General features: G+C 41.2%; 16 protein-coding genes. 9 read left to right on the plus strand and 7 right to left on the minus strand.

Annotation, left to right across the window (positions count from 1 at the left end):
* Nucleotides 1-13 precede the first annotated feature (13 nt).
* Complete coding sequence (locus EES38_RS09320; protein WP_166434232.1) at nucleotides 14-367, minus strand: IS630 transposase-related protein; 354 nt, start codon at nucleotides 365-367, stop codon at nucleotides 14-16.
* Between the two features lie 41 nt (nucleotides 368-408).
* Nucleotides 409-618, minus strand: a complete 210-nt coding sequence (locus EES38_RS09325) for a hypothetical protein (RefSeq protein WP_124936907.1) — start codon at nucleotides 616-618, stop codon at nucleotides 409-411.
* Nucleotides 619-1206: 588 nt separating this feature from the next.
* Here EES38_RS09325 and EES38_RS09330 point away from each other — a divergent pair.
* Nucleotides 1207-3369: a methyl-accepting chemotaxis protein gene (locus tag EES38_RS09330; protein WP_124936908.1), complete on the plus strand. Its 2163-nt coding sequence runs from the start codon at nucleotides 1207-1209 to the stop codon at nucleotides 3367-3369.
* Nucleotides 3370-3412: 43 nt separating this feature from the next.
* On the opposite strand, the gene EES38_RS09335 is transcribed toward EES38_RS09330, so the two are convergent.
* Nucleotides 3413-4513 (minus strand): alkene reductase, encoded by a 1101-nt coding sequence (locus EES38_RS09335; RefSeq protein ID WP_124936909.1) that lies wholly within the window; start codon nucleotides 4511-4513, stop codon nucleotides 3413-3415.
* Between the two features lie 3 nt (nucleotides 4514-4516).
* The gene (locus tag EES38_RS09340) at nucleotides 4517-5467 is read right to left on the minus strand and encodes an aldo/keto reductase (protein ID WP_124936910.1); all 951 of its coding nucleotides are present in this window, start codon (nucleotides 5465-5467) and stop codon (nucleotides 4517-4519) included.
* 107 nt (nucleotides 5468-5574) lie between these two features.
* On the opposite strand from EES38_RS09340, the gene EES38_RS09345 reads away from it, so the two are divergent.
* Nucleotides 5575-6486: a LysR family transcriptional regulator gene (locus EES38_RS09345; protein WP_124936911.1), complete on the plus strand. Its 912-nt coding sequence runs from the start codon at nucleotides 5575-5577 to the stop codon at nucleotides 6484-6486.
* Between the two features lie 1038 nt (nucleotides 6487-7524).
* Here the strand turns inward: EES38_RS09345 and rplY are convergent.
* Together rplY and radD are read right to left on the minus strand one after the other, a co-directional pair.
* Nucleotides 7525-7803, minus strand: a complete 279-nt coding sequence (gene rplY / locus EES38_RS09350; RefSeq protein WP_124936912.1) for a 50S ribosomal protein L25 — start codon at nucleotides 7801-7803, stop codon at nucleotides 7525-7527.
* 179 nt (nucleotides 7804-7982) lie between these two features.
* A complete protein-coding gene (gene radD / locus EES38_RS09355; protein ID WP_124937199.1) occupies nucleotides 7983-9731 on the minus strand; it encodes a DNA repair helicase RadD in 1749 nt (582 codons plus the stop codon).
* Nucleotides 9732-9810: 79 nt separating this feature from the next.
* On the opposite strand from radD, the gene rsuA reads away from it, so the two are divergent.
* Genes rsuA through EES38_RS09370 form a run of 3 tightly spaced genes read left to right on the plus strand, consistent with a single transcriptional unit; the run spans nucleotide 9811 to nucleotide 12404 of the window.
* On the plus strand, nucleotides 9811-10506 hold the full coding sequence (gene rsuA, locus EES38_RS09360) for a 16S rRNA pseudouridine(516) synthase RsuA (protein ID WP_124936913.1): 696 nt from the start codon (nucleotides 9811-9813) through the stop codon (nucleotides 10504-10506).
* Between the two features lie 39 nt (nucleotides 10507-10545).
* On the plus strand, nucleotides 10546-11754 hold the full coding sequence (locus EES38_RS09365; protein WP_124936914.1) for a Bcr/CflA family multidrug efflux MFS transporter: 1209 nt from the start codon (nucleotides 10546-10548) through the stop codon (nucleotides 11752-11754).
* The gene (locus EES38_RS09370) at nucleotides 11754-12404 is read left to right on the plus strand and encodes a DUF2913 family protein (protein WP_124936915.1); all 651 of its coding nucleotides are present in this window, start codon (nucleotides 11754-11756) and stop codon (nucleotides 12402-12404) included. The genes EES38_RS09365 and EES38_RS09370 overlap by 1 nt, the downstream gene beginning before the upstream one ends.
* A gap of 21 nt (nucleotides 12405-12425) precedes the next feature.
* Here the strand turns inward: EES38_RS09370 and EES38_RS09375 are convergent, their stop codons facing one another.
* On the minus strand, nucleotides 12426-13874 hold the full coding sequence (locus tag EES38_RS09375; protein ID WP_124936916.1) for a DUF2867 domain-containing protein: 1449 nt from the start codon (nucleotides 13872-13874) through the stop codon (nucleotides 12426-12428).
* 234 nt (nucleotides 13875-14108) lie between these two features.
* Between EES38_RS09375 and EES38_RS09380 the strand changes: the two genes are divergently transcribed.
* The 4 genes from EES38_RS09380 (at nucleotide 14109) to EES38_RS09395 (ending at nucleotide 22022) form a co-directional block, all read left to right on the plus strand.
* The gene (locus tag EES38_RS09380) at nucleotides 14109-14780 is read left to right on the plus strand and encodes an ABC transporter ATP-binding protein (protein WP_124936917.1); all 672 of its coding nucleotides are present in this window, start codon (nucleotides 14109-14111) and stop codon (nucleotides 14778-14780) included.
* Entirely contained in the window at nucleotides 14761-17217 is a 2457-nt protein-coding gene (locus EES38_RS09385) for an ABC transporter permease (protein WP_124936918.1), read from the plus strand. Before EES38_RS09380 ends, EES38_RS09385 begins: the two co-directional genes overlap by 20 nt.
* Nucleotides 17218-17421: 204 nt before the next feature.
* Entirely contained in the window at nucleotides 17422-18594 is a 1173-nt protein-coding gene (gene nhaA / locus EES38_RS09390; RefSeq protein WP_124936919.1) for a Na+/H+ antiporter NhaA, read from the plus strand.
* Between the two features lie 545 nt (nucleotides 18595-19139).
* On the plus strand, nucleotides 19140-22022 hold the full coding sequence (locus EES38_RS09395) for a pyridoxal phosphate-dependent class III aminotransferase (RefSeq protein WP_124936920.1): 2883 nt from the start codon (nucleotides 19140-19142) through the stop codon (nucleotides 22020-22022).
* The last annotated feature ends 2 nt before the right edge of the window (nucleotides 22023-22024 follow it).

A 22024-nucleotide genomic window follows, 5' to 3' on the forward strand; every position in this document is an offset into this window, starting at 1 on the left:
GATGGCTTTTGATTTATTTCACTCCTAATAAGTCATTAATTCTATTTTGCAGTGATCTGTTTATCATAATGATTTCATTAACTGTTAAAATTCCCGGCTCTTCTATTAATTTATTTATTTTATCTTTTTTTAGTATAAATGAATCCTCTGATAGTGAACTACTATTTATTATTTCTCCATTTGCTACTGTTAACAATAACCTTCCAGAGTAATTATTTACATTTATCATTGTTTGGTTTTTCTCGATTTTTCTGGATATTTCTTCATTTTTATTAACTTCTTTCTGGATATTCAACCAATAACGATACAGTGTGGCACATCCTATCTTTCTATAAAACTCAACTTTTTTTTTAGATTCATCGTTCAAGTCCTGTTCAGTAATCGTTATTAACCAAAAATAAAGGTTAGCTAGGGGTATGAAAATTTTTTTTGAACATTGCCATCATTACTAATTTCTATACTTTTTAAATCATGATTAGATTTTAAATCTACTATTGATTGATTATAGCTTAATCCAAAAGAAGAAATTAAACCATCTACCACGATATAAGGTGTATCTTTTATAACTATAATTATTAATTCATCGCCTTTAACTCTTACGTTGTATTTTCTTTTCATTATCTCTCTCCATTTATATATGGTATCTATATAAATATATAAGTTTTTTTAATTTTATGGTCAAACGTATATTAATTTATATTTTATTGTTTTGGGGCGAAGTCAATTTTGCTGTTTTATTTTTTTTTGCTTGTCTTTTTTGTGACATTAATTATTTTATTTTGTCTATATTGAAAGGTTATGGTTTGCTTTTTATGAATTAAATTTATTTGGCGGCAATATATATTCTAGTAGTGATGTTTCTTTTTTTTAATAAAAGTTTACACTGCGCATCTTTGAAAAAGATACTATCTCTTAAAGAAAAAGCAAAAGGCGAGAATTGATATATGACGTTAAACTTGATGATCTAAGATAGTCTAGTTACTTTCGAAAAGCTGGATAAGAGTAAAGACTGTTCAATGTAAGGTAGTCGATGATTTTAGATACATAGGTATTCAAATTAAGATTCTTTTTCACTTATATCATTAAATTTGTAACAAATTTTATTAAAGATTTCATGCTTATGGCCGATGTCTATTGTTATTAAAATCTATAAATTTATTTATCAGCTTTCAATTTCCGCCGGATTAACATCGTCGAGTTCGAACCATGAGAATTAAATCAATAAGAATGAAAATCGCATTTGCTGCCGGGCTTTGCCTGATTGTTACGTCTGCAGCGCTTGTCGGATACAGTGTTTTCTCTTCTAATCAATCTTTAGACCTTGTCTCTGAAAAAACCTCTTCTCTAGTTAAAGAAGTTACCTTGCAGCAATTTGAAGCGACTGCCGCTGAGTCTGCACAAACAATTTATCAAAGAATTAATGAAGGATTGAGTATTGCGCGCACAATTGCATCGTCTACATCGGCACTAAAGTATTACGATCTGATGCAAGATACTCATAGCTTAAATAGGCGATCGTTTAATGACTCATTACTAGCGGTATTAAACAGTAATAAGGATCTCAATGGCGCATACAGCTGTTGGGAACCGAATGCTTTTGATGACCATGATGACCGTTTCAAAAGCGCAAATGATGGGAGCAACCCGCAGACTGGACGATTTACACCTTATTGGACCAGAACGGATTCCGGACACATTGAAGTGCAACCACTGGTAGAGTATGACTCTAAGGAATCTCATCCCAATGGAATCGTAAAAGGCGCTTGGTACCAAACACCAAAAGCCAATCACCTTGAAACGGTAACTGCACCATTACCCTATATTGTGCAAGGAAAACAAGTGTGGCTTGCAACTATTTCTGCACCTGTGATGGTGGGGCAGGAGTTTTATGGTGTTGTAGGGGTTGATTTCAATTTGGACTTTGTCCAAGACTTAGCGACCAAAGTCGCGCAGCGAATTTACCAGGGCAATTCTCACGTAACGATTTCGACTGATCAAGGATTGATTATTGCTGACAGTCAAAATAAGGAGTTTGTTGGTAAAAAAGTAGAAGAAATATATGGTAATGACGCGAGTAAAATTGTCGATCTTATAAAAAAAGGTCAGCTTTATACGCGAGACGATCAAGAAAATAATATGTACAAGGTATTGGTTCCTATAGCGCTGGGGCAGACTGGAGTTAAATGGGGTATTACTCTCGAAGTCGATAAAAACCAGATCTTGGCAAATGTAAACTCTTTAGAACAATCGCTTCATGAACAAAACAATACGGATGCGCTTTATCAGGTCATTATTGGTTTGGTGATTACCGTAATGGCTATTCTCATTTTGATGTATGTGGCAAATAAAATATCCAAACCTATCTTGGGTGCAGTCAGCATGGCGAAAACGATTTCATCAGGTGTATTTGGTAGTCGCCTTAACTATCGTTCGGATGATGAGGTTGGTCAATTGAGTGATGCGCTCGATCAAATGTCTTCTTCATTAGAGAAACAAGTTAATGTTGCAGAGAAAATAGCTCAGGGGGATTTGACCGCAGAAGTTATTCTCTCTTCGGAACACGATCAACTTGGTAAAGCGTTAGAGCGCATGGTAAGCGATCTCAACGATCTCGTCGGGCAAATTAGCCAACGCTCAGACGTTATTGGGAAAAATTCAGTGACAGTCTCTGATCTCAGCCAAGATCTTGCCAGCGGTGCCACACAATCTGCATCATCCGTAACAGAAATCAGCGCGACAATTACACAAATTGCAGCGCAAATACGTCAAAGTTCTTCTCATGTTCAGCAAGCGAGTGATTTATCAGGTAAGAGTCACTCGTTAGCATTAAGCGGTGATGGATTAATGAATGAGCTTAAAGACGCAATGGTTGAAATCGAAAGTTCTGGCAATGATATCAACAACATTATCGGCGCAATAGAAGATATCGCTGAACAAACCAATTTACTGGCACTAAATGCAGCCATTGAAGCTGCTCGTGCTGGCGAGTTTGGCCGTGGTTTTGCTGTTGTTGCGGATGAAGTAAGAAAGCTGGCTGCAAGAAGTGCCGAGGCTGTTCAGGAAACCTCTAAGCTGATTGCTGCCTCTGCTACCAAGACGCAGAGAGGTATTGAGCTTTCAGAAGAAACATCGCTTGCGCTATCTGAAATTGTTGAGAATGTTAGTGAGGTTTCTTCATTGATGACTGAGATAGCTCAAGCATCGACAGAGCAGTCAGTCGGTGTTGACCAAGTTGCGGAAGGAATCAATCAGATTGACGAAGTAACACACCATAACAGTAGCAATTCAGAGCGTTGTGCGGTCGCTGCTGCTGAACTCTCCGAACACTCACAGAATCTTACTCATTTAGTCGGTAGATTTAAACTGTAGAATAGGATGGAAGAGCAGGGAGGGTATACCTCCCTGATTCAAGTTACTTGTTGCAGCAAGGATAGTCTGTGTATCCCGTCTCGCCACCGCCATAAAGATAATCACTTAATATGTCATTGAATGGAATGTTATTAGCTAAGCGATACGGTAGATCCGGATTAGCGATATAAGGACGCCCAAACGCGACTAAATCTGCGTAGCCTTTACCCAGAACCCAATCTGCGCGCTCTTTGGTGTAATTACCTGCGACGATAATCGTATTTGGGAAGATGGCTCTTGCGAGGGCTCGAAACTCTTCTGGTACGTCAGGTTCTGCATCCCAGTCTACTTCGGCAAAATGAACAAACCCAATTCCCATTTCACCCATCTGTTTCATCGCTAGCAGAACAGTTTCTGGAGTATCTGGGTCATCCATACCACGGGCTTGGTTGTGTGGTGCGAACCGTACACAAATTCTTTCTGGAGCAAAAACAGTTTTCACTCCATCCAGAATTTCCATCAGAAAACGAATACGATTTTCTGGCGAACCACCGTACATGTCTTGTCGCTGATTTGAACTTTTACGCAAGAATTGGTCGATTAGATAGCCATTACCACCGTGCAGCTCGATACCATCAAAGCCAGCCTCCTTCGCATTTCTTGCTGCCTGAATAAAATCCTGCTGAACCTGATGTATCTCATCTAAACTCATTGTTCTGGGTGGTGTACATTCATGCTCTTTTCCACCATTTCCATCTCGGTTTGCAATCCAAACGCCTATTCCTTTTGGTGTAGGGATCGCTGATGGTGCGATAGGCGCCTTACCATGATGAAACAACTCATGGGACATTCGACCTGTGTGCCAGACTTGGAGAAAAATCTGCCCATCATTTTTATGTACAGCGTCAGTGACTTTATTCCAACCCGTTATCTGCTCATCAGAATGAATGCCAGGAGTATATGAATACCCCTGGGCGTCTTCCGATACTTGTGTTGCTTCCGCAATAATTAAGCCCGCAGAGGTACGCTGAGCGTAATATTCAGCCATTTGATCCGTTGGAATATTACCAGGCTGAGCTGAACGACAGCGAGTCATCGGTGGCATAACAATTCGATTTTTAAAATCTAGCTTACCCTTGGTAAGCGGCTCAAATAAGCTACTCATATTTTACTCTTTGCTGGCGGTGTTTAGTAAATTCATCTCTTCGTTTGACAGGGATAACTCGGCTGCTTGGGCAAGCTCGTTTAACTGTTTAATCGAGGTGGCGCTGGCAATAGGTGCTGTGACTGATGGACGATGAATTATCCATGCTAATGCGGCTGACGCCATTGGAACGTTATGGTTAACGGCTACCTGTTCTAATGCCTGAAGTATTTTTTCACCTCGAGATGTCATGTATTTCTGTACGAAATCGTTGCGTTTCGAGTTCTTTACATCATCCAAACTACGGTATTTACCTGATAGATAACCACTTGCCAGTGAAAAGTATGTCACGACACCTAGTTCGTTTGACTTACAGACGTTTTCAAGAGCACCCTCATATCCTTTTCTGTCGAACAGATTATATTCTGGTTGGTGGGCAATAAACGAGGGCAAATTATTAGCACGAGAGACCTCTAATGCAGACTGTAATCTTTCTGCACTGTAGTTAGAGGATGCGATTGCGCCAACTTTCCCGTCCTTAATCAATTGATCAAAAGCAGATAATGTTTCTTCCAGTGGAACGGTTTCATCATCTTTATGCGCATAGTAAAGATCGATGTGGTCAGTATTCAGTCGTTTTAATGACGCTTCAGCTGAACGTATAATGTAATCTTTAGATAACCCTTTATTACCATTGGGTAATTCCATCCCCACTTTTGTTGCAATGACGACTTTGTCTCGCTTACCTGATTTTTTTATCCATTGGCCGATGACACTTTCTGATTCGCCACCATTATTATCTGGTGCCCAAGCAGAGTAGACATCTGCTGTGTCGACCATATTGATGTCTAAGTCGACAAGTGCATCTAGCAGTTTAAACGACTGTTGTTCATCTGCTGTCCAACCAAAAACGTTTCCGCCAAAGACCAATGGTGCAATCTCTATAGCGGAGTTACCTAATCTTCTTCTGTTCATAACAACTCCTCATTGCATTGAATAATTAAAGAAATAGTGTAATTAATTTTGTTTGAGTTGATAATGGACAAAATAACGAAGTCTATATTTGGAAATATTAAATAATTATGGTTGAGTATATTTCGGATTTACGACTGTTTATCACAATCAGTCGTACACTTAATTTTCGTGAGGCTGGGGAAAGATTAGGTTATTCGCCCGCTGTGGTGACAACAAGAATGCAACGTTTGGAGGCTATGACAGGAAAAACATTATTCATCCGCTCAACTAGAAATATCAAACTGACAGAGGAAGGGCATCAGATGGTTCGTTATGTTGAGCAAATGCTTGATCTAAGTGAACTAATTAGTAGGCCTGGAAGCAGTGGACTGAATGAGCATAATCTGAAAGGTGTTGTTAGAGTTACTGCACCACACTCTTTCGCTCGACTATTTTTACAACGTCCTCTGCAGATACTAATGAAGGATCACCCTGAATTAACCATCGACCTACTTCTGGAAGATGGGATATCAAAGATTGTTGAAGAGGAGATTGATATCAGTTTCAGAGTCGGGGGAGAGTCAGAACCATTTGTAGAAAGTTACCCTCTATTTAAAGATTCGAGAATCTTAGTCGCTTCTCCGGACTATATCCAACAGAATGGCGAGCCATCTGTACCGAGTGATTTAAGTCACCATCGATGTCTAACGTATTCACATGGCAAGTTTTGGCATCTGTATAAAGAGAACAAGGTAGAACGTATTCCAATTAAAGCGGTACTTATGTGCAATACAGGTGATTTTCTAACTCAATTAGCGATGAGTGGAGGAGGTATTACGACAAAATCTTGGTGGTCAGTATCAGAAGAGCTTAAAGCAGGTAGTTTAGTCAGAGTTTTGTCTGGATACACCACTGATTCACAGACTGTCGTTCATGCTCTGTTACCGAAAAGAGACTACATGCCCGCACGCGTCACTTATGTGCTCGACACGATTAAAAGTTATATCAAGGAATTATTACCTGAGGAAATTATCTTGTAAGGTAAAAAAGACCCTCCGGCATGGTTAGTCCCGGAGGGGGGATAGCGTGTTGGATATCTGAGGTGTTTATACGTGAGGTTCTCAAATAGCCCAACAAATAACTATGCCAAGTAGGTCAAGGAAAATTCGTTCGTTAAATACAAAAAATAACGAAAGAATTTATTCGAATAAATAGCCGAAACATTTACTCTATGAAGGATCTTATTATCCTTAGAAAGGCATTTATGTGAGATAAACCACAAAGAATCAGTAGGTTATGGTTTATTAACTTCCAAAACTGTGTACATAACTTTTAAATCACGTCTGGCGGCATTCACACTGTATTACGATCAGAACTCTATAGATGATTTGGCTTCTTCAGATAAAAAGAAACCCCATGCCATTGGGCATTGGGGCCTTGATAACGATTCGAGTAGCAAGAAGCATATGGGGGTATGACATTCTCAACTCGATCAATAACTACGAAAATAGGTCAAGAAATAAAACAAGTCTCTATCAGTGACTTGAGCCTTTGAAAAAACAAAGAATGTAACATTTATTTCGTCGTTAACTTTATCTGTTTAAATAGTCATTAAATGTGATCAATATCACATTGATATTTGAGCTAGATCTTTAAAAACTCTCTTAAGTATGTACATAAGTTTCATTAGATAAACAGTGTAACCAAACAAAATTAAAGCCACTTTATATTTGAGTATAAATTTACTCGATGTGAAGTGGATAGTGACATGATAATTTTGAAACGTGAGCAATCTTAACCGTTTATACAGTTATGTTCGCGAGTTGGGGAGATGTGGGTAAAAGTATGTTTTACTAATTATTATTGGAGCTTTTTTGACTTCTTTAATTCTTTTTCTTATTGATGTCCATTAGCAGCGTCGATTTGTAAGCTATTACGACTACGAAGAAGAAAAATAGTCATCATGAAAAAGCCCCGATGTTGGTAGCATCGGGGCCTTGAAAACTTTGTCTCGGTTGGTAAGACCGATTTTATGCAAAAGGATTGGATTTAATCCTAACTAATTCCTTGGTGGGAAATTAGATACGGATGAAGTCCATGTGCGTTACTTTTGGCTTGAACGCGTGACGTTGAACGTCTTGTGGTTTAACCTTAACTTCTTTACCGTCGATTACTAGAGTAATCGCTTCGTAGAATTCAGGTTTATCCATTTGGTTGATAACGTCATCGTGGTTTAGCGAAATAGATACTGGCGCTTCAGTTCCACCGTAAACGATTGCTGGGAAATCGCCAGATAGACGTAGGCGGCGGCTCGCACCTTTACCTAGTTCAGTACGTAATACTGCTTCAAATTTCATAGTATTTACTCTCAAATTAGTAAATTTAATGTTCTAGTTAGCAATGCGACCTTGCTAACTCTGTTTCACTTAAAGTCGAGAATACTCAACGTTTAAGTGAGCGCGGATACTATCATTCTATTAACTACAGAGCAATATCCGTACGTCGGAAAATCTACCTTTAACGTGGATAAGTCGACCTAAATAGCCAAATTACTTAGTTCATCAGCGAAAATTCTATCTCTTAAAGACCAAAATCGCCCGTTCTTAGAGGCTATGACGTACTTAGGTAATCGAAAACGGTGTTGATTATCGACAACTTTTTGCGGTGATAACTCATTAAACACCCGATGTTTATCTGCGAGATGTGTCTGAACAAAAAACTGCATAAATTTTGCTTTTTGATTTTTTGTCCTAAGATTCCAAAATTCATGTACTTGGGCTCCCGATTCACTGTGATAAGTAACTTTTAGTTGGGTCAGCCCTTTGTCTGTCTTCGTTGTTGATAAGGTCATATCGACACATTCAAAAACAAGGTTATCTTTGAGGTTTAGGGCGTCCTTGAGCTTTTTATCAGGATCGACTAATGTCGCATCACATTGGTTGCACACGCGCGCGGCGATATCATTTTCAGCACCACAATCACGACAATATTTTGCTCGAAAACGGTAGTCACAATGTTCTCTTTCACCAGTATCTTCGTCGGTGAAGAATCCACGACATTTCCGTCCATAGTGCTCAATTAAGTAGCCATTTGAGTCGAGTTTGCCCCAGAAAGAGTTATTGAAACCACACGCCGGGCAGGGGACTGTAATTAACTCGCTATCCGCAGTTGGTTTGGGCTCGCCGATTTCAGGTTGAAACAGGTCGTACTGATTACCTGCATAATCTAAAATTAGGCATTCGTCTTTACCCTCAGAAAGACGCAGCCCTCTCCCTATAATCTGTTGATATAAGCTCACTGATGCGGTCGGGCGCAGGATTGCGATTAGATCAACATGAGGTGCATCAAACCCTGTCGTTAAAACAGAAACATTAACAAGATATTTAATGTCTCGTTGTTTAAAGGCGTTAATAATGCTGTCTCGTTCAGAAACCGGGGTGCTGCCAGTGATAAGTGCTGAGTTAGCTGTTGGTAAGAGATTCTGTATTTCTTCTGCATGACGAACTGTCGCTGCGAAAACCATGACACCTTGTTTGTTCTCGGCCATCGTTTCTATTTGTTGGACTATTTGAGGTGTTGCTCGTTCGTTCTTTGAGATAATTTGATTGAGGTCTGACTCTTTGTAGACACCCGTTTTAGAGTGACTCAGCTGAGAAAAATCATAGCTGAGAACAGGAGCGTCTAGCACTCTTGCTGGGGTCAGAAATCCATCATCTAACAGATATTGAATTGGCAATTCATAAATACATTCATAAAAGAAACGCGGTTCTTCCGAACGTATGAGACCTTTTGAATGGTACTGATATATCCAACCTAAACCAAGCCGATAAGGTGTGGCCGTGAGTCCGAGAATTTTTATTCCAGGGTTGATATCAATGAGGTGCTGGATGACTTTTTGATAGCTGGTCTCTCTATTTTCAGGAACTCTGTGGCATTCATCAATGATAAGTAAAGAGAACTGATTTTTAAAATCGTCTAAATTATTCGCTACTGATTGAATTGAAGCAAAAATCACTTGTTGTTCGGTTTCTTTTCGCCCTAAGCCAGCAGAAAAGATACTTGCTTGCAGCCCATACCCTTCATATTTGGCGTGATTTTGTTCAACCAACTCTTTTACATGGGCAAGGACTAAAACTCTGCCTTTTGCCAAACGAGCTAATTCAGCGATGACGAGACTTTTACCAGCTCCGGTAGGCAAAACCACGACTGCTGGCTTTGAGGAACGACGGAAAAAGTGAACAACAGCTTTGACTGCATCTGATTGGTAAGGACGAAGGACATACATAGGAAATAAAAATGTGAAATAGTTCAACTAATCAATACTGACTGAGTATAATACCCGACTCGAAGAGATAGAGGTATCCATGAGACTCGATAAATTTATATGTGATAGCTTAGGTGTCACTCGTAAAGAAGCGACTAAGATTATTAAAAGCGGTGATGTTACTGTCGAAGGAGACATCCAGAAGTCGGGTGCGTTTCAAGTTAGTATAGATGCTTGCGTAGAATGGCAAGACAGAGAGTTACCCAAGCCGGGGCCTAAATATATAATGCTCAATAAGCCAGAAGGCTACGTATGCTCTCAGGAAGATGACTATAACCATACTGTTTATGTTCTTCTTGATGAGCCGAATGCATTTAAATTGCATTTTGCTGGGCGCCTTGATGTTGATACTACGGGTCTTGTCTTAATGACAGATGACGGTAAATGGTCGCATAGAATTACGTCACCGAAACATAAATGTGAAAAGCTTTACCGAGTTTGGTTAGCCGATCCAATCACGGATAACTATATTGAAAGATTTGCTGAAGGTATTGAACTTCGCAACGAGAAAGAGCCTACTCGTCCGGCGCAACTTGAAATTATCAGTGATACTGAAGTATTGCTGACTATACATGAAGGTAAATACCATCAGGTGAAACGTATGTTCGCAGCGCTAGGTAATAAAGTTGTTGGCTTGCATCGCGAACGTATAGGACCATTACGATTAGATGATGATCTTGCTCCTGGAGAATATCGATACCTTACAGATGACGAAATCGCATCTATATTTCAATAAAAGATAATAAAGTCAGCTTCAAAAAAGTCAGGTTCAAATATGATTAAAAGCGATGAGCATTCATCGGGGCAAGGAAACCATGTCGGTTTCCTTTTGTTTATTATTCTAGGTGCATTAGGTGCGATTACCCCTCTAGCAATCGATATGTATCTGCCTGCGATGCCAAGTATCGCAAGTGATCTAGGTGTCAGCGCTGGTGCCGTGCAAATGACCCTAACGTCCTATACAGCTGGATTTGCAATAGGACAGTTACTGCATGGCCCTTTATCGGATAGTTTTGGTCGCAGACCTCTCATGTTAGTCGGACTCATTCTGTTTGCCTTGGGTTCCTATTTCTGTACTAGTATCACCGACATTAATGGTCTAGCTATTATCCGTGCTGCACAAGGTTTTGCAGGCGCAGCTGTTGCGGTGGTTATTCAGGCTGTCGTTCGAGATATGTTCGATCGAGAAGATTTTGCTCGTGCGATGTCTTTTGTCACGTTAGTCATCACTCTTGCCCCATTGTTAGCTCCCATGATGGGGGGACATCTAGCGGTTTGGTTTGGTTGGCGTTCAATATTCTGGTTTCTTGTCGGATTTGCACTTCTTGTCGTTTTGATGGTGTTGTGGAAGATTCCCGAAACTCTGAAACCGGAAAATCGTCAGCCACTTCATTTAGTTCAAACGTTAACTCACTATCTTGGCTTGTGTCGCTCTAGTCAGGCGATGGGACTGATGTTTTGTGGTGCATTTTCGTTTTCCGGTATGTTTTCTTTTCTCTCCGCTGGTTCTTTCGTCTATATCGATATTTATCATGTTTCACCTGATATTTTTGGTTATCTGTTTGGTTTAAATATCGTTGCGATGATCTTTATGACCATGCTTAATGGGCGGATTGTAAAAAAGGTCGGTTCGCACTTTATGCTGAAGTTAGGATTAACAATTCAGTTGATTGCTGGTCTCATGCTGATTGTTGGTTGGCTGATGAATTGGGGACTATGGGGAATTGTTCCGTTTGTTGTTATGTTCATCGGGACGATATCAACGGTAGGCAGTAATTCAATGGGACTTCTTTTAAGTGAATATCCTCGTCTTGCAGGAACGGCATCCTCGTTGGCGGGTACGGTAAGGTTTGGTCTTGGTTCTATTGTTGGTGCCGTTGTTGCTTCTATGCCGGGAGGTGTCTCTTGGCCAATGGTAATGAGCATGGCAGCCTGTTCAGTATTATCTGCGACGTGTTATTGGGTATTTGGAAGACATGCGTAATGAGTGATTACTATTTAGAAATTCAAAAGCTGGTTAACAGCGCTTTGGAAGAGATGACAAGTCAGCATAAAGCTGGAAAATTGATTGATTCTCCGGTATCGAATAACCATTTTTTGGTGAGATGGATAACAAAGTCTCTTAAACAGCAAACTTGTTCAAAATTAGTCACCAGTGATCTAATACGTTGGCAAAAAATGGGGCGTTCACAAGGTTCTGGAGCAGCACTACCTCTTCTATTTCGGAAAATTTCTGGTTTCTATCGAGATAGTTTCAAGCAAGAGCAAGAGATAACAGATAAACAAATCGAAGACTTTTTGGATACGATGGAAGCCGCTGATTGGGAAGTCTCTACTTCCGAGCCGCTAGTCAATGAGGGGAAAGTTCAGATACTTACCGAATTGAATAACTCTCTAGCTTTGTGCTCAAATCAGTGTGAATCCTGTTTTGACGGGGAAGTTCTGATTAAACCTATGAGCTGGTTTGTCCGAGGGAATCACCAGGAATTTATAACGAAAGCGTGGGAAGCGGGCTTCGTTGTCCATAAACGTACCGATTACAAATCGAATGTTAAGTATCACGGCGAGTATTTGATATACCCGCAGAACAAAGGTGAATTTCTTGCAGAAATTCCTCTCGATTATCAACCGTAATTACACTTAAGTCACTGCAAGTCAGTGACTTTTTTCTTGTTCTGCTTCTCGGCATATTTTGCGAACCATACCGCGGAATATGAATAGGTGCGCTGGCATCATGGCAAACCAATACAGCAGACCACGAAAACCTTTTGGGTGCCACCACGCTCTAATATCCAATTTTCTATTTGTTCCCTGCTCTATGATTCGAAATTCAAGTCGACCAAGCCCTGGTGCAGTGAGCCCAAACAAAAGAGAAAGAAAACGATTTTTCTCACAGCGTATCACCTTCCAAGAGTCAATGTAATCACCGACTTGCAGTTCGGCCCCCAAAGGTGATTGTCTGACAGGCTTTTTCCAGGTGAAAATGGTATCCATCCATTCTCTTGTTCTCCAAAGAATATTGGCAAAGTAGTAGCCTTTTTCTTTACTGCCTATTTTCTCTATGACTGACCATATCTGTTGTGTTGACGCCTGCGTTATTTCGCTCGCGCCGGCATTTTTAGGATAGTATCCATATCCCGGTTGCCACCGTTTGTACGCATTTGGATCGAAACCCCACACATTACTGATAATAAATCGCCCCTCTTTCGATAATGTGTCTTCAACGGCATCTTTGTAAGAGAGTAAATTTTGTGGATAGATTGACGCTATATCACCAGTGTGTGCAATGTAGTCATGTTCTAGCCCTGAGAGTAATGCTTGACCAATGTTTTTTGGTACAGAGGTGACTAATGATAACCAATACGAAGCGATTTGAGGGGTGAGAAGTTTCGTAGAGAATAACCGATAGGGTTTCTTCGCCAGAGAGCTAATTACTTTGAATTGTTCGCGATAGCTTACGGTATCCGGTCCACCTATTTCGTATATTCGGTGTGATGAGGGGGATGCTTTAGCTAACTCGATTAAATAGTGGTTGAGATTTTTTAGTGCGATGGGGTTCGCTTTGGAATCAACCCAAATAGGGGCTATCAAGATTGGCATGTTATAGACAAAGTCACGCATTATTTCAAATGCGGCTGACCCTGGACCTATAATAACTCCGGCCCGTAATTCCGTTACAGGAATCGAGAGTTGACGCAGTATTTCGCCTGTGCGTTTTCTTGCTTCGATATGTTGAGACGCGCCACTATTTGGTTGAATCGCACTTAAAAAAATGACGTGTTTTAGCGATGGTGTGTTTTTCATCGCGTCTACTGCGTTTAACGCTAATGTTGTTTCATAGTCTAGAAAATCGGAACTGTGGGCCATTCCGTGAACAAGGAAATACACGATGTCTTGACCCTGCAATGGTGTCTTTAGTGACGTTTTATCTTCCAGATCAACATGGCAGACTTTTAGATTGGGGTGTTCTGGAAACTTATCATTGAGCAACTCTGATTCTCTCGATGCTGCAGTGACAATGTAACCAGATTTTAAAAGTATCGGTACAAGTTGAGAACCAATGTAACCTGATGCGCCCAATACGAGTACATTCTTATTTATCATTGAATTCGTTCCTGATTCACGGATTAGCAATATTATATTACAAGGATAATACTCTAACTTGAAATACAAATACTTAAGTTCCGATTTCGGGCGGGTATAATTCTTAGTGGTATTAACTTTAGAACGATTATATGGTACCTATAGAATATGGTTTTGTGGTTATTTTAAAGACCTTTCTATCCTCGCAATTTTAGTGTAGATTCCCAGTTCAATTTCAAACGTCGAGAGAGTTTAATGTTACAGTTGTCGAACCTTTGCAAAGGCTATGTTGATGGTGGTGAATTTCATCCCGTTTTGCAGGGGACCGAGCTGACATTAAATCGAGGCGAACAGCTAGCACTTATGGGAGAAAGTGGCTCCGGTAAAAGTACGCTATTAAACCTGATTGCAGGGCTTGATAAAGCGGATTCCGGGGAGATATGGTTTCCCAATTTTCCCATGCATAAAGCATCTGAACATAATAGGGCCGCATTCAGAAGGCACTATATAGGGCATGTTTTCCAACAGTTTAACCTCCTTCCCACACTGAACCTTGCTGATAATATTCGATTCTGTCGTCAGTTGCGTGGATTGCCTGAAGATCCAGGCTTGTGGCGCCAAATCATGTCGGCACTTGATTTAATGTCGCTGCTCGGTCGATATCCGGAGGAAGTTTCTGGTGGGCAGCAGCAAAGGGCGGCAATCGCTAGAGCTCTATACATGGAACCTAAATTGCTGCTAGCGGATGAGCCAACTGGAAGTCTCGATGAACGTAATGCTGCTGCTGTGATGCGTCTTCTGACCTCACTTACGAAACAACTTAATTGTTCTCTGCTACTGGTTACTCACAGTCAGAAAGTCGCAAGCCACATGGAAGGTTGCGTTAAATTACAGGGAGGAGTGTTACATGTCGTGGCCCGTAGTTAAAGCACTTCTCGGTCACTATCGTCGTTACCCTCTGCAATTTGTACTGGTTTGGTTGGGTTTAACACTTGGAGTGTCTTTGTTTACTGGTGTTATCGCCATCAACCACCATATTCTTAAGAGCTATCAACACGGCGAAAAATTATTTGCCAATCCGCTTCCTTATCACATTATCTCAAGAAACCTGAATGATGAGCTTCCCCATAGCGCATTTGACGACATTCTTAAGCTCGGTTTTTCACAGTGTTTACCTTTAGAAAGGGCGGAACTTTATTCTCGTTCAGGTGAAGAACTTACTTTGATTGGAGTGAAGTCTGCCAGTCCTCACGCTGGATTATCAATAGAATCCCTTTCTCATGGACAGCTCAAAAGTTCAGCTACCAAGCATACGGTTTTAATCAGTTCCGAATTTGCTGAGACATTGGGAGTGAAAAGTGGTGAAACGATAATATTATCAACAGGGAAAAAACTTGGCCCGGTGCTCGTTGATGGGTATAACGTCGTTTATGGCAATAGACTCCTAACGTTGACGAAGAATACTCGTCTCTTTAAACCGAATACGGACTTAACCGCGATCACTTGCGGTGAAATGCCATTTGAAGATTTACAGCGCCTAAAAAGCGCTTTACCAGCAACAATGATGTTGGTGCGAAATCATCGTTCAAATTTTGGCACATACACAAAAGCACTTCATATGAATCTTACCGCTATGGGGATGCTTGCCTTTTTAGTCGGACTGTTTATTTTCTACCAAGCCATGTCATTGTCTTTTGTGCAGAGACAACCCCTGGTGGGAATGCTACGTCAAGCGGGCGTATCTGGACTGGACTTAATGCGAGCGTTAGCCATTGAGCTATTTACGTTTATTGTGATTTCATGGATTTGTGGAAACATATTGGGGTATATCTTATCGATGTATCTCGCTCCTCATTTCTATATCAGTCTCGATGATGTTGCGTCTGGAAGTATGTTCAATTTCATTGAATGGAAATGGACCTGGTGCTTACTAAGCTTTATTCTTGCTTCATTTGGTGCAGCAAGTGCTTGCGTATGGCCATTATTCAGACTTCTTAAATCAAGACCAATTAGGTTAACTGCCAGACTGTCTCTCATCCGATTTGCGGGGTCAGAATGTTCAATACAGGCCATTATCGCTCTTATTCTGATTGTTATCTCAGTCATTATGTATCAATTTACAATGACACCAATAACCGCTTTGATGATTCTGGCTCTTGTACTAATAGCAGTCGCTCTGCTTGCGCCTTATATCATCTGGAAGGCTTTTGATTTTTTTTCATATCGGTTAAAGGGGGTTAAGCAACGTTGGTTCTTTGCGGATGCTGCTGCCAGTATGAGTTACCGAGGTATTGCAACTATGGCATTTCTCATTGCTTTGTCTGCTAATATCGGTGTTGAAACGCTTACAGGGAGTTTTCGCTCGACAACCGGAGATTGGTTGAGTAAGCGACTATCTGCTGATCTTTATATATATGCCTCTCCAGAGAATTATCAGCCAATTCAAACTTGGCTGGAGAAACAGCCTAATATTAGCCATGTTTGGGAACGTTGGGAACGAGACCTGACTACAGATAATGGCATTTTGCAGATGGTCAGTGTTGGCAAGTCAGAAGCAGAAAGAATTAGCCTGACAGTGAAAGTCGCAGTTCCTGATTACTGGAGCGTATTACACAATAGTCGTAGCGTAATGATCAGCGAGTCAACTGCCTTAAAACTGCATTTGAGACCTGGCGATAATATCTATCTGCCACAACCTATAGACAGTAAATGGACCATTGCTGGCGTCTATTATGATTATGGTAATCCGTTTTATCAGGTAATAATGCCCACAAGAAAATGGCAGCATTTCTTCTCCGACGAAGGGGATATTACGTTGTCTGTTGCGACGAAGGAACATAGCTCAGATAGTCAGGCTATGATTGAGCAGGCGCTGATGCAACGTTACCAGCTAGACTCTGAACGCATATATGGTGTTGGAACCATTAGACATTTAGTGATGGATACCTTTGATCGGACCTTTGCTGCAGCAAAAGCTCTGGGAACGATTACGTTGGTCATCGCCGTTGTTGGTATCTTTTTCGCGACTATTGCCGGTGAAGTGACCAGGCAGCGCCATTTTGCATTATTGCGTTGCTTCGGTGTTTCCAATAAAGAGCTGATATTTATAGGTGGCCTTCAGTTGTTGATATTTGGCGTGATTGCATTAGTGATTGCTTTGCCGCTCGGCATTGGCTTATCACAGATGGTCATCAATACGTTAGTAAAAGAAACGTTTGGCTGGTCGATTCAGCTTCACCCGGCTTATCTTGAATATGCGAAAACGATTTTTTATTCGCTTTTTGCACTTGTTTCCGCTGGCGTCATACCTCTGATTAAGTTATTAACTCGCTCCCCAATGCAGTACTTCAGAGATGCACTTTAAGTAAACTCACCCTAAAATTTTGACTATTCTGGCTTTTTTCCTAGTATTTATATTGATGGTATTTCGTTATTTACAAGTTTAAATGGCGGACTATTCGGAAAAACCGAAGAGTTATATCCGAACAATCGATTTTTCTATCTGTCATTCCCTAGATACACTCTTAGGCGTTTTGTTAACTCTGTGTTAAATAGAAGGGACTTATTTATGATTGGTATCATCCGTGCATTCTTTAAGCTTGAATCTGCCGGTGGTATTCTGCTCGTTATTGCTGCTGCGGCGGCAATGATTACGGCAAACTCACCTATGTCGTCAACCTATAATGATTTTCTCCACGCCTATGTTGGTGGGATGTCAGTATCTCATTGGATCAATGATGGTCTAATGGCAATCTTCTTTTTACTTATAGGCCTGGAAGTAAAAAGAGAACTCATTTCTGGAGCGCTGAAATCCAAAGAAAAGGCCATTTTCCCAGCTATTGCAGCGCTTGGCGGGATGATTGCTCCGGCTTTGGTCTACTGCATCTTTAACTATAGCAATCCGGTAGCAATTGGTGGTTGGGCAATTCCTGCAGCGACGGATATCGCTTTTGCTCTCGGTATAATGGCATTACTGGGCAATCGGGTGCCAATTAGCCTCAAAGTATTTCTTCTTGCCTTAGCGATCATTGATGATTTAGGTGTTATCGTAATCATTGCTTTATTTTACAGTAGTGATCTTTCTGTTTTAGCGCTAATCATCGGTTTTGCTATGACAGTGCTTTTGATGGTCATGAATATCAAAAATATTACCAGTCTGACCGCGTATCTAATTGTCGGTACAATATTGTGGATAGCTGTACTCAAATCCGGGGTACATGCGACGCTTGCTGGCGTTGTTATTGGCTTTGCGATACCGATGAAGGGCAAAGAAGGGCAGCACTCTCCATTAAAACATTTAGAGCATATGTTGCATCCTTACGTATCATTCCTGATATTGCCAATATTTGCCTTTGCGAATGCGGGCATATCTCTAGAGGGTATTTCATTAAATACATTAGCGCATCCCGTGCCGCTCGGTATCGCGTTGGGGCTCTTTATAGGGAAACCACTCGGTGTATTTTCGTTCAGCTGGTTAGCAGTTAAATTAAAAATCGCTCAGCTTCCAAGGGGCATATCGTTTACCCATATATTCGCCGTCTCTGTGCTGTGTGGTATTGGTTTTACAATGTCGATATTCATTTCGTCACTGGCCTTTAGTGGTATTGAAACGGACTTCGACACGTATTCTCGATTGGGGATTTTGGTTGGCTCAACGACTGCTGCAATTATTGGCTATTTTATGTTGAGTAAAAGTTTACCGAAGGCTCGTGCTACAGAAAGCGAAGAAGTCTCTTCCTAATTCAATTGAATATTGTGCCATCCCCTTATAGCACAAGGGATGGCACAAAAATTAGCGCAAATACAATGTGATATAGAAAGTCCGAAAATCTGAGGTGTCTTAATTATCATTAAGAGTAATAAAAATGTTTGCATTACAAAGTCTTTTTGTGTTAATTTCGCGAACAATCTCGGAGGGAGTAAGTTTATCTGGGGGAAACGCGTAGTGAACATTCAAGCTGATTGTTAAAACTACGTAGGGTAGGTACTAGTAAGGCCTTTTACTAGTAGACGGGATACTGTTGTCGTGGGAGCGACTTTAAATGGGAAACCCAACATTGAATAGACATATTTCACCATCACTCATCAGCTTTTTGTTACCTGAATGTCCTGTATTACAAGATAGCAGTATAACTGAACCTTGATACTGGCGAGCAATCAATCTTGTCATTCTTAATGACCCAATGTCGCCGCTTTTACTCTGTTTAAAAGTGGATGTTTTGCTGTTTCTACTTCGCAACTATGCGTCCAAGTAGAGTGTAAATATTTTTTTAAGGGCAAATATAAATGAGCACAGCCTTTGAAGTTGGCGATTCTGCCAATAGCATTTTTTCAAGCCAAATTCCTCAGGTAGACGGAATTTATGATCTTACCCCAGACCAGGTATTACTTGATCAGGAGCAGAACGAATCGTCGGTTCGTTCATATCCAAGGCGTCTACCTATTGCTATTAAACGTGCTTACGGTGTTTTGGTGGAAGACACTCGTGGACAGGTATTTCTTGATTGTCTAGCTGGTGCTGGCACATTGGTGTTGGGTTATAACCATCCAGAGATCAACCAAGCATTAAAAGAACACTTAGATTCAGGTCTGCCATATCAGACTCTTGATATCACAACGCCAGTAAAAGATAACTATATCAAGCGCGTTAAGAGTTTTCTGCCAGCTGAGTTGAGTGATGATTGTGTTATCCAGTTCTGTGGACCATCTGGTGCAGATGCGGTTGAAGCGGCTATTAAGTTAGCTAAGCAGACAACTGGTCGTAATACGATGATGGCTTTCCGCGGCGCATACCATGGTATGACAAACGGTACGATGGGTATGATGGGTAACCTGGGTACAAAATCTCGCCGCACCGGCCTGATGTCTGACGTACATTTCATGCCTTATCCATACAACTTACGCTGTCCATTTGGTTTGGGTGGTGATGAGGGCGCTCGTGCCAGTATTCGCTATATCGAGCGTCTATTAGGTGATGATGAAGCCGGTATCATGAAACCTGCTGCTATCATTGTTGAACCTGTTCAGGGTGAAGGTGGTGTAATTCCAGCTCCTGCATTTTGGTTGAGAGAATTACGTCGTATCTGTGATGAACACGGTATCCTACTAATTTTTGATGAAATTCAATGTGGTGTCGGTAAAACAGGCTACAACTTTGCCTTTGAAGAATCTGGTATCGTTCCTGATATTCTTTGTCTATCGAAAGCGATTGGCGGCGGTCTACCAATGTCTATGCTTGTGCTTAAACGCGGTATCGATACTTGGAAACCAGGTGAACATACTGGAACATTCCGCGGCAACCAGTTAGCGATGGTTTCAGGTGCAAAAGCATTGGAAATTCTTCAACGAGATAATCTTGTTGAACATGCAAACATCGCTGGTCAATATTTACGCCTGGGTCTAGAAAAGATTCAAAGCCGCGTTAACTGCGTTGCAGAAGTTCGCGGTAAAGGTTTGATGCTAGGTGTTGAAATTAAAGATCCTGCTGGTGAGTTGAATAAATTCGGTGAGCCTAAAGCGGATGGCGCATTAACATTACGCATTCAGCGTGCAGCGCTAGAGCGTGGTTTGATGGTAGAAAAAGGTGGCCGTGAAGGTTCTGTGATCCGTTTCTTACCACCTGTGATTATTTCATTTGAACAGATTGATTTCGCCTTACGCGTTCTAGAAGAAGCGATTCTTGTCGCTGGCGGTGGCAAGAAGACTCAAGAAGATAATCAAGCTGAATGGAAAAAACACTTCATTCAAACAGGTGCACAGGGTAGTAAGTCGTTTTCAGCAGTGATGCATCACACGACGGCGGCTCTGAAATCGGTATTCGAGAAGGTTGAAGCGCCATATTCTGGCCTAGATCCCCTGGAACTTGAAAAAGCCGTTAATCGAGTTGAGCTCGATCACAACAGCTCTTCGCTGATCGATGTTGTATCTGATATGACTGATTTAGTGGCGAAGAATTCTATCATCGTTCAGCATCCGAATTGCATTGCACATTTACATACACCACCTCTATTGGCATCTATCGCTGCAGAAGCGATGATTGGTTCACTTAACCAGTCAATGGACTCTTGGGATCAGGCATCCGCTGCGACATATGTGGAACAGCGTGTTATGGATTGGATGTGTGAGAAATATCACCTTGGTGAAAAAGCCGATGGCATTATGACCAGTGGTGGTACTCAGAGTAACCAAATGGGACTGTTGCTTGCGCGTGACTGGATTGCAGACAAAATGTCAGGCCATTCAGTTCAGAAACTCGGTTTACCTGAGTACGCTTCAAGGCTACGTATCGTGTGTTCTGAAAACGCTCACTTTACTGTGCAGAAATCTGCCTCTTGGATGGGGCTGGGTGAGAAGTCTATCCTTACGGTTCCTGCTCATGAGAATGGAACAATGGATGCGACTAAGATTGCTGACGTTATCGAAGCATCAAAAGCTCGCGGTGAAATTCCATTCGCGATTGTTGGTACGGCAGGTACAACCGATCACGGTGCAATTGATGATTTAAATGTGGTTGCTGATATTGCTCAACAGTATGAGTTATGGATGCACGTGGATAGTGCTTATGGCGGCGCGTTAATTTTAAGTAGCCATAAAGATCGCCTATCTGGTATCGAAAGAGCTCAATCTGTTTCGGTTGATTTCCATAAGCTGTTTTATCAAGCAATCAGCTGTGGTGCTCTGCTTGTCAATGATAAAGATAATTTTAAATATCTTCTTCATCACGCAGACTACCTAAATCGCGAGCATGATACGTTGCCTAACTTGGTCGACAAATCTATTGCAACGACTAAACGTTTCGATGCATTGAAAGTGTATATGACAATGCAAAGTGTTGGACCTCAGGAACTTGGTCAAATGTATGACCATCTGATCGAGCAAACACAACAAGTTGCTCAACGAGTAAGCGAAAGTGAATCGTTTGAGCTATTGGCACAGCCATGTTTATCAACAGTGCTGTTCCGTGTCGTGAAGTCTTCCTCACAAAATCTGGATAAACTAAACCAGAAATTGAGAATGGAAGCTTTGACCCGTGGTATCGCAGTTCTGGGTGAAACGGTTGTTGCTGGCAAAACAGCGCTTAAGTTCACTATTCTGAACCCATGTTTAAACATGTCAGACTTCGATGCTTTACTTTCACAAATTGAGGATCTAGCAGTTGAGCTAGACTAAGA

The organism is Vibrio viridaestus, from assembly GCF_003856525.1.
Lineage (GTDB): Bacteria > Pseudomonadota > Gammaproteobacteria > Enterobacterales > Vibrionaceae > Vibrio > Vibrio viridaestus.